This is a genomic window from Rhodococcoides kroppenstedtii, from assembly GCF_900111805.1.
Taxonomy (GTDB): Bacteria; Actinomycetota; Actinomycetes; order Mycobacteriales; family Mycobacteriaceae; genus Rhodococcoides; species Rhodococcoides kroppenstedtii.
In genome coordinates this window covers 20,195-34,207 of the sequence record NZ_FOJN01000004.1, presented here as the reverse complement: position 1 = coordinate 34,207, position 14,013 = coordinate 20,195, and the positions used below count along the sequence as shown (strand labels likewise).

Below are 14,013 nucleotides of genomic sequence, written 5' to 3'. Positions count from 1 at the left end.
GCGGGGGTCGACGCGACGCGCGTCCCGACTGTTACCGAATCGGGTTGTGCGACAAGAGTGTTCACGGTCATCACCTCGGTCCGTGGAGCACGGGATCGCGCTCGATGCAGTCGACAGTGCCAGCGCTCGACGGCGGTCCTGCGACACGCACATCGCAATCAGGACACCGTACGGTCACGAAAAGGTCACGGCCCTCGACGTGCGGTACACCACCCGGGTCGGCGCGGTCGCGCGCAGGTCTAGGGTTTTCGCCATGAGCAGCACCCCCAGCAGCACCTCCGAGAACAAGGCCGTCGACGCCGATTCCGCCGGCACCACTACCACGACCTCGACCGACCCCGACGTCAAGCCCCGCAGCCGCGACGTCACCGACGGCCTCGAGAAGACCGCCGCACGCGGCATGCTCCGAGCCGTCGGCATGGGTGACGCCGACTGGGGCAAGTCGCAGATCGGCGTCGCGTCGTCGTGGAACGAGATCACGCCGTGCAACCTCTCGCTGGATCGCCTGGCCAAGGCGGTGAAGGAAGGCGTGCACACCGGCGGCGGCTACCCGCTGGAGTTCGGCACGATCTCCGTTTCCGACGGCATCTCGATGGGCCACGAGGGGATGCACTTCTCCCTCGTCTCGCGCGAGGTGATCGCCGACTCGGTCGAGACCGTCATCAGCGCCGAGCGCCTCGACGGCTCCGTGCTGCTGGCCGGCTGCGACAAGTCCCTCCCGGGCATGCTCATGGCCGCCGCCCGCCTGGACCTCGCGAGCGTCTTCCTCTACGCGGGCTCGACGCTCCCCGGCTTCGCCACGCTGTCCGACGGCAGCGAGCACCAGGTCACCATCATCGACGCCTTCGAGGCGGTCGGCGCCTGCTCGCGCGGCCTGATGTCCCGCGAGGACGTCGACACCATCGAGCGCGCCATCTGTCCCGGCGAGGGCGCTTGCGGCGGCATGTACACCGCGAACACCATGGCCAGTGCGGCCGAGGCGATGGGGATGTCGCTGCCCGGCAGTGCCGCGCCGCCCGCCCCCGACAAGCGTCGCGACGGGTTCGCCCGCGCCAGCGGTGAGGCCGTGGTCGAACTCCTCCGCCGCGGCATCACCGCGCGCGACATCATGACCAAGGAAGCGTTCGAGAACGCGATCGCCGTCGTCATGGCGTTCGGCGGCTCGACCAACGCGGTGCTGCACCTGCTGGCCATCGCGCACGAGGCGGACGTCGAGCTCACCCTCGACGACTTCATCCGCGTCGGCTCGAAGGTCCCGCACCTCGCGGACGTCAAGCCGTTCGGTCGGCACGTCATGACGGACGTCGACCGCATCGGCGGCGTGCCCGTGGTCATGAAGGCCCTCCTCGACGCCGGTCTGCTGCACGGGGACTGCCTCACCGTCACCGGCCGCACCGTCGCCGAGAACCTGGCGGACATCGCACCGCCGGATCCCGACGGCCTGGTCCTGCGGGCGATGTCGGAGCCGATCCACCCCACCGGCGGCATCACCATCCTGTCCGGATCGCTCGCCCCCGGCGGCGCCGTGGTGAAGTCGGCCGGCTTCGATTCCGACGTCTTCGAGGGCACCGCGCGCGTGTTCGAGCGCGAGCGCGCCGCGATGGACGCCCTCGAGGACGGCACGATCACCGCCGGCGACGTCGTCGTCATCCGCTACGAGGGCCCCAAGGGCGGGCCGGGCATGCGCGAGATGCTCGCCATCACCGGCGCGATCAAGGGCGCGGGTCTGGGCAAGGACGTGCTGCTGATGACCGACGGCCGCTTCTCCGGCGGCACGACGGGCCTCTGCGTCGGACACATCGCCCCCGAGGCCGTCGACGGCGGGCCCATCGCCTTCGTCCGCGACGGCGACCGGATCCGCCTCGACGTTGCGAACGGCACGCTCGACCTGCTGGTCGACGAGGCCGAGCTCGCGTCCCGGCGTGAGGGGTGGGCACCGCTGCCGCCGCGCTACACCCGCGGCGTCCTGGCGAAGTACTCCAAGCTGGTCGGCTCCGCGTCGCAGGGTGCCGTCTGCACCTAGTCCCGCCGAGCCACGCCGCTCGTGACCCACCCGAAGCCCCACCGTGATCGAGTCGTGATCCGGCGGGGCTTCGGTCGTCACATGGCGGGGGAACTCTGTCTGTCGACGGGGCAGCGCCGGGCTGCCCGAACTTGGGGAGGCAGCGCGTATGTCCATCATGAAGAAGTCCATCGCAGGTGCGTTCGGTGTGGCCCTGGGTGTCGCGGCGTTCCTGCCCGCCACCGCCTCGGCCGCTCCGGTCGACGCGTGTCAGGCACCGTTCGGTCGGGACTCCGTCACCGGTGAGTGCTCCGCCACCAGCGACGCCTCCAGTGCCGCCGCGGCCTACGGCAACGCCACCGCCGACGCCAACCGTAACGCCCTCGCACTCGCTCTCGGCCTGAACGGCGGCGTCGCCGGATCCTCCGCCGTCGGCTTCGCCGCACCCGCTGCCATCGCCTTCGGACCGGGAAGCGTCGCCGAGGCCATCGGCCTCAACCCCGGTCTGTCCATCGCGATCGCCGGTCCCGGCGCCACCATCACGGTCGACTCCCTCGGCGGCGTGACCTGCGACGGCCCCGGCTTCGCGGGCGACCTCACGACGCTGAAGGCCTGCATCGGCCAGAACTGAGGCCAGAACCTAGGCCAGAACCGAGGCCACGGCCCGCTCGAGGTGAGCAGCACGTGCGGCTCGGCGTCGGATCCTCCGGATTCCCGTCCGCCGACGCCCCGAGCCGCACACTGCGCTCCGAGACGGACCCCGTGACAAACACGAGCCCCGCACCGAGATCGGTGCGGGGCTCGTGTGGGTGATGGATCAGGGAGTGGGAACGAAGCCCGTTCCGACGCCGCCGCCACGGTTGATGTCGCTGAAGACCGCGCGGATGTTGGTGCCGACCTCGGGGCCGATGCACGGGATGCCCAGGTAGGCGTTCACCATGCCCACCAGCGTGGTGCCGGCGACCACCGGACCACCCGAGTCACCCTGCTGCACGCAGATCTGGGTGTAGGTGCGATCGTTCTGGAACAGCTCGCCGTACGTGATGCCGCAGGTGTTGCCGGTGGTCCGACCTTCCTTGCACATGATGCCGGGGAACGTCGCGGGCTCGCCGACACCGGTGATGGTGACGTTGCCGACGCGGTTGGTGGGGGCCACGCGGTTCCGATCGAACTCGATCACGGCGTAGTCGAGGCCGCCGACCGAGGAGACGATGCGGCCCACCGCGCCGGCGTCGGGCAGGTACTCCGCACCCACCAGGTCACCCGGAACGCCGCAGTGACCTGCGGTGATGCCGACCAGGCGACCGGCGTTGTCGGTGCCGACGGTGGTCAGCGTGCAGTCGAACTTGCCCTTGCCCGAGCTGTCGGCGATCAGGATGCCGGACCCACCGCCCAACACGGCGACGGGTGCGGCGGACGCGGTGCCCACGCCGACGCCGGCGGTCAGAGCGAGAGCAGCGGCAGCCGCGACGACGAGTTTCTTCAGCATGTATTCCCCTCCGGAGTTCCCGCACACCGTAGCAATCCCGGGCGGTGAATCCGTACTAGTTGCCCTGCTCGGTCAATCGATCGAGAACTCGGCGAGCGTCCTCGAGCTCCCGGCTGAGGGCCTCGACCCGCTCGCGCGCCGCGGCCCGAGCGGCCTCGACCTTCTCCTCCACGGCCTCCGACGCCGCCGGATCACCGAGTGCTCGCACGGCCTCGAGCACTCGATCGGCGGTCACGACCGTGGGCTTGCCCGCCTTGCGCGCGCCGTGCGACACCGTGACGGTCCACGTGTCGTCCGGTCCCGACGCCACGGTGACCACGATCGGCGCGGGAGCCGTTTTCGAGCGACGGGGCTTCGCCGGGGCAGAGGTGGGTGTCGACACCGCGGGTGGCGCGGGCCTCGCTGCGGGAGCGGGTGTCGTAGCGGCGACCGGGGTCGGAGCCGCCGGAGCCGGAGCCGGGGTGGGCGCCGGGGCCGACCGCGGTGCCCGAGCAGCACGGGGAGCCTTCGCCGGCACGGGCGCGGTGCGCGAACGCCGGAGCTCCTCCGCCTCGTACGGCAACTGATCGTCCACCCCGGCGGGACTGACGGTGACCGTGGTGCCGTCGATGGACACCACTCGCGCGGACGCACCGGCGTCGAGCCCCAGCGACGGCGTGGCTTCCCGGAGGTAGACGGTGGCGCGCTTGCCGGCGTCGAGCGCGGCCTGCAGCGCGGTCAGATCGTCCTGGGTGAGGGCATCGGCCGGGGGTCGCCGACGGGACGAAGCCATGAGTGTCCTTTCGGGGACGACACGGGAGACACGTCAGTCTGTCACGAGGTCCCGACACCTCCGCCGACGTCGTCGTCGGTGGTTGCGAGCCGATCTCCCCGGGTACGCGCCGCCCATGACCGACACCGATTCCCGCGCCCACGTCGTCGAGCTTCTCTCCGACGCGAACCTCTGCATGTTCACCACCACCTCCACCGACGGGCACCTCATCGCCCGACCGATGGCCCTGCAGGAGACGGAGTTCGACGGCGATCTCTGGTTCTTCGCCGCAGCCGACTCGCGCAAGGTGGCCGACATCGGCGCGAACCCGTCCGTCGGCATCTCATTCCAGTCCGGCACCTCGTGGGTGTCGGTCTCGGGCCGCGCGTCCGTCGTCCGGGACGACGCGAAGAAGAAGGACCTGTGGAGCCAGGGCGTCGCCGCGTGGTTCCAGGACGGGCCGGAGTCCGACGGCATCGTCCTGATCAAGGTGGAGGCCGAGGGCGCCGAGTACTGGTCCGCCCCGGGATCGAAGGTGTCCACGCTGATCGCGTACGCCAAGTCCCGCATCACCGGCGATCGCCCCGACGTGGGCACCAACGACACCGTCGACCTGTCCTGACGCGACCGGACCGTTCGCTCGGAGCGGACCCCGCTGTTCGCTTCCAGCGGACACAGCTGTGAGCGGTCGGGGAGGCTCCGAAATCGGCACCGCCGTACCGCTCTGCCGCGTACCGTTCGACGGGTTCTCTTCGCCCCGGGGCTCGTGACGGGGCGGCTCCGCCTCGTTCTCGGGAGAAGGCACGCCATGTCGCTGGACACGACCCCGTCCGACACGTCCTCGTCGACGGCGGCGGCGCGGGACCAACTGTTCCTGATCGACGCGGTGACCGACGAGGACGTCCAGATCGCCTCGGCGTGGATCGAGCGGCACAGCCGGGTTCCGGATCCGCGCACCGTTCCGATGACGGGTCGCGCGCTCGACCGCGTCCTCGACGGTCTCACCGACGGCGACCCGCTGGTCACCCCGGTACGGGTGGTTCACACCAAGCCGGATACGCCGTCGCGGGGCCTGCGTCGCTGGATCCGTCCCCGCAAGGGTGACGCCCGGGTCGCCGTCGGCGAACCGGCCACGCTGAGCGACCTGCGCCAGCGGTTCGAGGCGACGGCCGGCCGCTCCTTGTCGACGTACGTGGCGCGGCAGGCCAGCCTGACCCTCGACCGGGCCGAGCGCGACATCATCGGCAACGAGTACAAGGTGCCGCGGTTCGTGGTCGAGGAGTTGACCGAGCGATCGCAGTTCCGACGCGACCTGGCCGAGCTGTCGAAGTCCGTGAACACTCCGCTGGCCGAGGTTCGGGCGCGGGTGCACAAGATCCTCGACGAGATGGTCGCCACCGAGAACAAGCAGGCGGTGGAGCTGTGGGGGCAGCTCGGAGCGTTCTTCTCCCGGGCCTACCGCGTGGAGATCGACGACGAGTCTCTCGCCGCGCTGCGCGAACTGGACAAGTCCTATCCCCTGGTCTTCCTGCCCAATCACCGGTCGTACCTCGATCCGCTGGTGCTGCGGCCGGCGCTGCTGGACCAGGGTCTGCCCTTGAACCACGTCATGGGCGGCATCAACGTCGGGTTCTGGCCCATCGGCCCGCTGGCCAAGCGCAGCGGGGTGGTGCTGATCCAGCGGAAGTTCTCCGACGACGTCTACAAGTGGACCCTGCGCCAGTACATGAGCTTCCTGCTGAGCAAGAAGTTCAACCTCGAGTGGTACATCGAGGGTGGTCGGTCCCGGACGGGCAAGCTGCGGCCGCCCCGCTTCGGCCTGCTCACCTATCTGGTCGACGCCCTCGAGACCAGCACGGCGGCCGACGCGTACCTGGTGCCCACGTCGATCACCTACGACCGCCTGCACGAGGTCGGGGCCATGACGGCGGAGATGCACGGCGCGCAGAAGCAGGCCGAGGGCATCAGGATGGCCATCGACTACGTCCGGGCACAGGGCAAGATCCGCGGCACCGTCTATCTACGGTTCGGCACGCCCATGTCCGTCCGCGCCTTCCTCGAGGAACACGAGGACAAGCGCGTGGCGGTGCAGCGGGCCGCACTGGCGGTGTCGCACGCCATCAACGAGGCCACCCCCGTGACGCCGACGGCGTTGGTAGCGATGGCGATGCTCGGCACCGAGGACCGCGCCCTCGACATGGCCGAGATGTGCGGGGTGATCGATCCGCTGGCGCACTACATCCGCTTACGCGGCCTGCCGACGGCCGGCGGTGTGGACCTGACCGATCGCGCCGTCGTCACCGCGGCGCTGCGCACCCAGGTGACGGCCGGCGTCGTCACGCGGTTCGACGACGGCCCGGAGCCGCTCTACCTGCTGGCGCAGGACAAGCACCTGGTCGCCTCGTTCTTCCGGAACAACACCATCCACTTCTTCGTCATGCGCGCGATCGGCGAACTGGTGGTGCTGCGCACCGAGGACTGCCCGCAGGGTGTGGCCGGGGCCGCCGATCTGTGGCGGTCCGCGCTGGAACTGCGCGACCTGCTCAAGTTCGAGTTCTTCTTCGGTGACAAGCGGGAGTTCGGGGCGCGTCTGGAAGCCGAGGTCGACCTGATCGACCCGGGCTGGCGGGACCGGTTGGACACCCCGGGCTACGCCGTCAGCACCCTCGAGCGTCAGCCGTTCCACCTCGCCCATCGCGTGCTGCAGCCGATCTTCGAGGCGTACCAGGTGGTGGCCGATCGCCTGGTGCTCGCCGACCCGAACGCCGAGTTCGACAAGGCATCGTTCCTCACCGAGTGCCTCGGCGTCGCGCATTCGCGCCGGCTCCGTCAGGAGCTCGATCACAGCGAGGCCATCTCCAACGAATTGTTCGACACGGCACTGCAATTGGCGGACAACCGAGGGATCCTGAACTCGGACGCACCGGACGTGCGCGAGCGCCGCGAGCAGTTCGCGGTGGAGATCGCCGCCTGGGGGCGGGTGTCGCGTCGAATCAGAGCCATGGTGTACCGCAGACTCGCCGGGCACGAGGGTGCCGCCGACTCCCCGCTCGCCGACCACCCGACCGACCCCGACCGATCCGGAGAATCACGGTGACCTCTCGCCCGGCCCAGTCCCTGACCGATCTGCTCGACCTCGTCGCCGCGGCCCCCGAGGGCCCGGAGGTGGTCGCGTTCTTCGACTTCGACGGCACCGTGATCGACGGGTACTCGGCCACGGCCGTGTTCAAGGAGCGTCTACGCCGCTTCGACGTCGACCTGTTCGAACTGTGGGACATCAGCAGTGCCGTCGTCGAGATGCGGCTGCGCGGCACCACGGTGGACAACCTCATGGACAAGGCGGTGCGCGCTCTCGCCGGCAAGACGCACGAGGAGTTGATGGAGCAGGCCTACCTGCTGTTCCGGTCGGAGATCGCGTCGCAGATCTTCCCGCAGGTGCGCACGTTGATCGCCGCACACAAGGCGCGGGGGCACCGCATCGTGCTCTCGACGTCGGCCACGCCGTACCAGGCGACCCCGGTGGCGGAGGACCTCGGTTTCGACGCCCTCATCTGCACCCATCCCGAGATCGGGGACGACGGCGTGCTCACCGGCTCGCTCGACGGTCTGTCGCTGTGGGGTCCACGCAAGGCAGCGGGTATCCAGGACTGGGCGGCGGCCGAGAAGGTCGATCTCACGGGGTGTTTCGGCTACTCGAACGGCGCCGAGGACGTGCCGATGCTCGAGACGGTGGGCATCCCCGTCGCGCTCAATCCCGACGGCGACCTCGACCGCACCGCCCGCGACCGCGGCTGGGCGCGCGTCCGGCTGCAGAAGCCGACGACGGGTGTCGACGTCACGTCGACCGTGCGCAGCGTCGCCGCCCTCGGCTCGGTGCTGGCGAGCGCCGGACTCGGTGCCACGCTCGGCCTGCTGAGCGGGTCACGACGGGTGGGCGCCAACATCACCAATTCCGTGGCGCCCGAACTCGCGTTGGCCCTGACGGGCATCGAGGTGGAGGTGATCGACGAGGCCAACGCCTGGTCGCACCGGCCGGCGGTGTTCCTCTTCAACCACCAGTCGACGATGGACATGATCGTCGTCGCCCGGGTCTTGCGACGCGACATCACCGCCGTCGCCAAGAAGGAGTTGGCGCGCGACCCCCGGTTCGCGCCGCTCGGCGCGTTGTTCGACGTCGCCTACGTCGACCGGGCGAACGGCGCGCAGGCCCGCGACGCGATCAAACCGGCCATCGAGAAGCTGCAGAACGGTACCTCCGTCGCTATCGCCCCGGAGGGCACGCGGATGCCGACCTCGCGACTGGGTCGATTCAAGAAGGGTGCCTTCCACCTGGCGATGGAGGCGGGCGTGCCGGTGGTGCCCCTGGTCCTCGAGGGCGCCGGCGACGTGATGTTCCGGTCCGCGTTCACGGCGCACCCCGGCAAGGTGACGGTGACCGTGGGCGCACCGGTTCCCACGGACGACTGGACCCCCGACACGCTCGACGAGCACATCGCCGAGGTCCGCGAGTTCTACGAGCGGACGCTCGGCCATGTCCGATAACACCGACAGCGGCAGCCACACCGACACCGCCGACGCCACCCGCCGCCGGGTGGAGGACGCTCTGCTCGAATCCTCGGCGTCGTACACCCGCGAGGAGGTAGCCCGGCGCGCCGGTGTCGATCTCGACCGTGCCCGACGCCTGTGGGTCGCCATGGGTTTTCCCGTGAATCCGGACCCGGACGCGGTCATGTACACCGACGCCGACGTCGAGGCGCTGCGTGCACTCACGACGTTGGTGGACCGTAACGTCGTCGAGGAATCGATGGAGCTGGCCGTCGCCCGTACGCTCGGCCAGTCGATGTCACGCCTGGCGGAATGGCAAGTGGGCGTGGTCAACGCGTATATCGCCGCGCGTATTCGCGAGGACGAGGACGCGGCGGGCACGAGCGATCCGGATCGCATCCGACACGACGCCCGCGAACTGGCGGCCGACACCGTCCCGGCACTCGAGACCCTGCAGAACTACGTGTGGCGTCGCCACCTGGCGGCCGTCGCGGGACGGTCACTGGACATCGACGGGTCGCCGGACAGCAGGCGCACCCTCGCGGTGGGGTTCGCCGACATGGTCGGATACACCTCGCTCACTCGGCGACTCGACGTCGACGAGCTGACGTCGTTGCTCGAGGAGTTCGAGTCGGTGGCCGGCGAGGTCGTCGCTCGTGGGCACGGGTCGGTGGTCAAGAACGTCGGCGACGAGGTGATGTTCCAGTGCGCCGATCCGGTCGACGCGGCCCGGATCGCCCTGCGACTGCACGAGGCGTTCGCCGACCGTGACGACGTGCCGGCGCTGCGGGTGGGCATCGCGCTGGGTCCGGCGCTGGCCCGGTTCGGCGACCTGTACGGCTCGGTGGTCAACATCGCCGCGCGCCTGACGAGCAACGCCCATCCCGGCACCGTCCTGGTCGACGAGCACACGGCCGAGGCCCTGGCGGACGTCGACGAGTTCTACCTCAAGTCGCTGCGGCCGCTCCGGGTACGCGGCTTCCACAAACTGCGGACCTTCGCCCTGCGGCACAACCGTGATCACGGCGGCGACCGGGAAGGATCGAGCGACTCCGGGCGTTGACCAGGGCAATGACTTCTTCCCTGGCCACTCCCGCCGCGGCGTCCGACCTCGTGCAGCCCACCCGCCTGTGGACACCGAAGCACGTCGTCGTCACGGCGTCCGCGGCCGACCTGCCGCACACCGCCGAGATCCTGCGGCGGTGCGAGGCCGCGGGAGTCGACGACGTGACGATGCTGTCCGGCGACCGCATCACCGGCGTGCGGGGCGGATCGGACCGCGAGGTGTACGCCCGAGCGAAGTCCACCCTGGCCGTCGTCGTCGCCCCGCCGAGTGCCCGCAAGCCCCAGCCGATTCCGCCGAGCGCGGACTGGCGCATCGACCTGGCCAAGGGCTGCCCCGCGCACTGTCAGTACTGCTACCTGGCGGGCTCGCTGTCGGGGCCGCCGATCACCCGCGTGTACGCGAACCTCGACGAGGTGCTCGCGCCGATCGCCACGCACGTCGGCCGGGGCACGATCACGTCCGGCACCGCCGAGCGCGCACACGAGGGCACGACGTTCGAGATGTCCTGCTACACCGACCCGTTGGGCATCGAGCGGGTGACGGGATCGCTCGCCGCCGCGATCGCACGGGTCGGCGCCGGCGAGTTCGGCGAAGACGCCTCGATCCGCTTCACCACCAAGTTCGACGACGTCACCGAGTTGGCCACGCTGGACCACGGCGGGCGCACGCGGGTGCGGTTCTCGGTCAACGCGGCCGACGTCGCCCACCGGTTCGAGAGCGGCACCGCCCGGATGCCCGCGCGATTGGCGGCGCTGCGCACCCTGGCCCGCGCGGGGTACCCGGTGGGTGTGACCATCGCCCCGATCATGCCGATCCCCGGGTGGCGTGAGCAGTACGGGCAGCTGCTCGCCGACCTGGCCGACGCCGTGGCGGACGTCCCCGACCTCGACCTCACCGCCGAGATCATCACGCATCGCTTCACGCCCGCCAGCAAGGACGTGCTGCTCGGCTGGTACCCCGCCACGAAGCTGGAGATGGACGAGGACGCGCGCAGCGCCAAGCGATCGAAGTTCGGCGGGGTCAAGTACGTGTACCCGAAGGACGTCATGGCCGAGATGCGCTCGTGGTTCACCGCCGAGCTCGACCGCACGGTCCCGTCCGCGCAGCTGCTCTACTGGACCTAGCCGTGCCGGAAGGGGACACCGTCTTCGCGCTCGCGCGTCGGCTCCGGCCCGCGCTCGACGGACAGCGGCTCGCCGTCGGACGGCTGAACGTCCCCGCCCACGCGACCGCCGACCTGTCGGGTCGGACGGTGCTCGGGCATCGCACGATCGGCAAGCACCTGCTCACGGACTTCGACGACGGCCTCACCCTGCACACGCACCTGAAGATGACCGGGTCGTGGACCGTGACCCGGCCGGGCCGACGGCTGCCGCGTCGGCTGGCTCCCGACGTCCGGGTGGAGCTCGGTGTGGTCGACGGACCCACGGCGTACGGCATCACGCTGCCGCTGGTGCAGCTCATGACCACGCCCGACGCCGCCCGCGCCCTCGCCTACCTCGGCCCGGACCCTCTGCGCGACGACTTCGACGCCGCGCTCGCCGCCGCGAACGTCCGCGCGGATCCGCGGCCGGTGATCGCGGTGCTGCTGGATCAGCGCGTCATGGCGGGGCCGGGCAACCTCTGGGCGAACGAACTGTGCTTCCTGCGCGGTCTCGGCCCCTGGGTTCCCGCGTCGGAGGTCGACGCCGATCGGCTGGTCGCCCTCACCCGCAGGACGATGCGTCATTCCGCGACCGTGCCCGGCGCGATGCAGGTGACCACCGGAGACACCCGTCCCGGCCGGCAACACTGGGTGGCGGGACGAGCCGGCAAACCCTGCCTGCGCTGCGGCACCACCATCCGCGTGGTGGCCGAGGTGCCGGGCGATCCCGAGCGTCGTCGTACCTGGTGGTGCCCGCACTGCCAGCCGGGTCCGGACCGGCCCTGACGTGCGGTGATAGGTTGACTGCCGTACCCGGCCGGCGATCAGGAAGACAGTGATGCAGTATCAGTCCACGCGGGGCCACGACGTGCCCCAGCATTTCTCGGACATCCTGCTCGGCGGCCTGGCCCCCGACGGCGGGCTCTACCTGCCCGCCGAGTACCCGCAGTTGACGACGGACGAGCTCGAGTCGTGGCGGTCGCTCTCCTATGCCGATCTCGCCTACGAGGTCCTGCGGAAGTTCGTCGACGACATCCCCGAGGACGCGCTGCGCGACATCACCCGGCGGACCTACACCGCCGAGGTCTACTGCAACGGCCGCCCCGGCGACGACACCGCGCTCATCACTCCGCTGCGCACGCTCGGCGAGGAGGAGGGCGCGCCGCTGCACCTGCTGGGCCTGTCCAACGGGCCCACGCTCGCCTTCAAGGACATGGCGATGCAGCTGATCGGCAACCTCTTCGAGTACACGCTGGCCCGGGACGACGCCGAACTGAACATCCTCGGCGCGACCTCGGGGGACACCGGCAGCGCCGCCGAGCACGCGATGCGCGGCAAGCGCGGCATCCGTGTGGTCATGCTGAGCCCGCACGGCCGGATGAGCAGCTTCCAGCGGGCGCAGATGTTCAGCCTGCAGGACGAGAACATCGTCAACTTGGCGGTCGAGGGCAATTTCGACGACTGCCAGGACATCGTCAAGGCCGTCTCGCGCGACGCGGAGTTCAAGGCGCACCACGCCATCGGCACCGTGAACTCCATCAACTGGGCGCGCGTCGTCGCGCAGGTCGTCTACTACGTCCACGGTTGGCTGCTCGCCACCGACGGCCCGGGGCAGCGGGTGTCGTTCTCCGTCCCGTCGGGCAACTTCGGCAACGTCTGCGCGGGGCACATCGCCCGGTGCATGGGTCTGCCGATCGACCGCCTCGTCGTCGCCACGAACGAGAACGACGTGCTCGACGAATTCTTCCGCACGGGTGTCTACCGGCCGCGGTCGGCCGCCGAGACCCACCACACGTCGAGCCCGAGCATGGACATCTCGAAGGCCTCGAATTTCGAGCGGTTCCTCTACGACCTGGTCGATCGCGACGCCGCCCGGCTGGGCGAGCTGTTCTCCCGCCTCGACACCGAGGGCGGCTTCGACTTCACCGGCACTCCCGAGTTCGACCGTATCGCCGACGATTTCGGGTTCGTCTCCGGACGCAGCACCCACGGCAACCGTGTCGAGACCATCCGCGACGTCCACGAGCGGTACGGGGTCGCCATCGACCCGCATACCGCCGACGGTGTCACCGTTGCCCGGCACCACCTCACCGCGGGTGTGCCGATGATCGTGCTCGAGACGGCGCTGCCGGCGAAGTTCGCCGACATCGTCCGCGAAGCGCTCGGCCGTGACCCGGAGCGCCCGGCGGCGTTCGAGGGCATCGAGGACCTGCCGCAGAAATTCGACGTGGTTCCGGCGGACGCGGACCGGGTGAAGGCGGTCATCGCCGAGCACACCGGGCGCTAGGGAGCAGTCACCCGGCTATCCCACCCGGCGTCAGCCGGCGATCTCACCCGGCGTCAGCCGGCTATTTCACCCGGCGTCAGCCGGCTATTTCACGGTGGTAGGCCGCCATCGCAGCGGTGAGGGCGCCGAAGACGCGGTGGGCGGCGTCGAGGTCGGTGTCGGGCAGGTCGGCCATGGCGTCGCGGACGTGCACGCCGAGCGGACCGAAGAACTCGCGGGCCACCTCCATGCCGGGCTCGTCGTAGCGCAGGATGACCCGTCGTCGATCGCGGGTGTCCGGCTCGCGGCGGATGTGGCCGGACGTGATCATGCGCTCGACGAGGTAGGTCATCGCGGCCGAGGACAGGCCGAGGACGGAGCCGAGCTCGCCCGGCGAGACGGGGCGACCGCTCACGTCGGCCACCATGATGTGCAACAACGCGCGGAAGTCGTTGGCGCTCAAGCTGTGCTGCGCGCCGAACACGCGACCGAGACGATCGGACTCGGCGGTCATCGCGCGCATGTCCGACGCGATGCGCGACTCCAGTTCGGCCCGGTGCGACGGCGGTTCCGCAGGATCGCCGTGGGGTACACCGGCGGTGGGACGGCTGTCCTGGACTGACATCGACACTCCTTCGACCGCAGTCAGACTACCCGCGTCAAAGTATCTCAGTTGCTGAATCATCAAGAAACTGAGATAGTTACTTCCGTGAGCGCCTCGACCGCACCCGCCGAGCAGCAGTCCCCGGC

The 14,013-nt window shown here is 70.1% G+C and carries 12 protein-coding genes; 9 read left to right on the top strand and 3 right to left on the bottom strand.

All coding sequences use genetic code 11. From position 1 onward, the window contains the following. Nucleotides 1-253: 253 nt before the first annotated feature. The gene (gene ilvD / locus BMZ18_RS05830) at nucleotides 254-2,023 is read left to right on the top strand and encodes a dihydroxy-acid dehydratase (RefSeq protein WP_068360595.1); all 1,770 of its coding nucleotides are present in this window, start codon (nucleotides 254-256) and stop codon (nucleotides 2,021-2,023) included. A 148-nt stretch (nucleotides 2,024-2,171) separates the two neighbouring features. Beyond that, nucleotides 2,172-2,633, top strand: coding sequence for a DUF6764 family protein (locus BMZ18_RS05825; RefSeq protein ID WP_068360598.1), 462 nt, complete (start codon nucleotides 2,172-2,174; stop codon nucleotides 2,631-2,633). Between the two features lie 186 nt (nucleotides 2,634-2,819). Here BMZ18_RS05825 and BMZ18_RS05820 read toward each other — a convergent pair whose 3' ends face one another. Beyond that, entirely contained in the window at nucleotides 2,820-3,491 is a 672-nt protein-coding gene (locus tag BMZ18_RS05820) for a chymotrypsin family serine protease (RefSeq protein ID WP_068360601.1), read from the bottom strand. 55 nt (nucleotides 3,492-3,546) lie between these two features. After that, nucleotides 3,547-4,263, bottom strand: coding sequence for a DUF6319 family protein (locus BMZ18_RS05815; protein WP_068360603.1), 717 nt, complete (start codon nucleotides 4,261-4,263; stop codon nucleotides 3,547-3,549). A 115-nt stretch (nucleotides 4,264-4,378) separates the two neighbouring features. Here BMZ18_RS05815 and BMZ18_RS05810 point away from each other — a divergent pair, with 115 nt between their 5' ends. The 7 genes from BMZ18_RS05810 (at nucleotide 4,379) to thrC (ending at nucleotide 13,284) form a co-directional block, all read left to right on the top strand. Further along, nucleotides 4,379-4,864 carry a pyridoxamine 5'-phosphate oxidase family protein gene (locus tag BMZ18_RS05810; protein WP_068104657.1) on the top strand — a complete coding sequence of 162 codons (486 nt, stop codon included), beginning with the start codon at nucleotides 4,379-4,381 and terminating at the stop codon, nucleotides 4,862-4,864. 186 nt (nucleotides 4,865-5,050) lie between these two features. Next, nucleotides 5,051-7,339, top strand: a complete 2,289-nt coding sequence (locus BMZ18_RS05805) for a glycerol-3-phosphate 1-O-acyltransferase (RefSeq protein WP_068360606.1) — start codon at nucleotides 5,051-5,053, stop codon at nucleotides 7,337-7,339. Beyond that, nucleotides 7,336-8,784, top strand: coding sequence for an HAD-IB family hydrolase (locus tag BMZ18_RS05800; protein WP_244516434.1), 1,449 nt, complete (start codon nucleotides 7,336-7,338; stop codon nucleotides 8,782-8,784). Before BMZ18_RS05805 ends, BMZ18_RS05800 begins: the two co-directional genes overlap by 4 nt. Then, the gene (locus BMZ18_RS05795; protein WP_068360609.1) at nucleotides 8,774-9,850 is read left to right on the top strand and encodes an adenylate/guanylate cyclase domain-containing protein; all 1,077 of its coding nucleotides are present in this window, start codon (nucleotides 8,774-8,776) and stop codon (nucleotides 9,848-9,850) included. Before BMZ18_RS05800 ends, BMZ18_RS05795 begins: the two co-directional genes overlap by 11 nt. 8 nt (nucleotides 9,851-9,858) lie before the next feature. Continuing rightward, nucleotides 9,859-10,977, top strand: coding sequence for a spore photoproduct lyase family protein (locus BMZ18_RS05790; protein WP_068360611.1), 1,119 nt, complete (start codon nucleotides 9,859-9,861; stop codon nucleotides 10,975-10,977). A gap of 2 nt (nucleotides 10,978-10,979) precedes the next feature. Further along, complete coding sequence (locus tag BMZ18_RS05785; RefSeq protein ID WP_068360614.1) at nucleotides 10,980-11,783, top strand: DNA-formamidopyrimidine glycosylase family protein; 804 nt, start codon at nucleotides 10,980-10,982, stop codon at nucleotides 11,781-11,783. 52 nt (nucleotides 11,784-11,835) lie between these two features. After that, nucleotides 11,836-13,284 carry a threonine synthase gene (thrC, locus tag BMZ18_RS05780; RefSeq protein ID WP_068360617.1) on the top strand — a complete coding sequence of 483 codons (1,449 nt, stop codon included), beginning with the start codon at nucleotides 11,836-11,838 and terminating at the stop codon, nucleotides 13,282-13,284. Nucleotides 13,285-13,360: 76 nt separating this feature from the next. On the opposite strand, the gene BMZ18_RS05775 is transcribed toward thrC, so the two are convergent. Further along, entirely contained in the window at nucleotides 13,361-13,786 is a 426-nt protein-coding gene (locus tag BMZ18_RS05775; RefSeq protein WP_068360666.1) for a MarR family winged helix-turn-helix transcriptional regulator, read from the bottom strand. Nucleotides 13,787-14,013 lie beyond the last annotated feature (227 nt).

Excerpts from the sequence above, each read along its gene's own strand:
- ilvD (WP_068360595.1), top strand. The coding sequence starts at position 254 with ATGAGCAGCACCCCCAGCAGCACCTCCGAGAACAAGGCCGTCGACGCC.
- BMZ18_RS05825 (WP_068360598.1), top strand. The coding sequence starts at position 2,172 with ATGTCCATCATGAAGAAGTCCATCGCAGGTGCGTTCGGTGTGGCCCTG.
- BMZ18_RS05820 (WP_068360601.1), bottom strand. The coding sequence starts at position 3,491 with ATGCTGAAGAAACTCGTCGTCGCGGCTGCCGCTGCTCTCGCTCTGACC.
- BMZ18_RS05815 (WP_068360603.1), bottom strand. The coding sequence starts at position 4,263 with ATGGCTTCGTCCCGTCGGCGACCCCCGGCCGATGCCCTCACCCAGGAC.
- BMZ18_RS05810 (WP_068104657.1), top strand. The coding sequence starts at position 4,379 with ATGACCGACACCGATTCCCGCGCCCACGTCGTCGAGCTTCTCTCCGAC.
- BMZ18_RS05805 (WP_068360606.1), top strand. The coding sequence starts at position 5,051 with ATGTCGCTGGACACGACCCCGTCCGACACGTCCTCGTCGACGGCGGCG.
- BMZ18_RS05795 (WP_068360609.1), top strand. The coding sequence starts at position 8,774 with ATGTCCGATAACACCGACAGCGGCAGCCACACCGACACCGCCGACGCC.
- BMZ18_RS05790 (WP_068360611.1), top strand. The coding sequence starts at position 9,859 with ATGACTTCTTCCCTGGCCACTCCCGCCGCGGCGTCCGACCTCGTGCAG.
- thrC (WP_068360617.1), top strand. The coding sequence starts at position 11,836 with ATGCAGTATCAGTCCACGCGGGGCCACGACGTGCCCCAGCATTTCTCG.
- BMZ18_RS05775 (WP_068360666.1), bottom strand. The coding sequence starts at position 13,786 with ATGCGCGCGATGACCGCCGAGTCCGATCGTCTCGGTCGCGTGTTCGGC.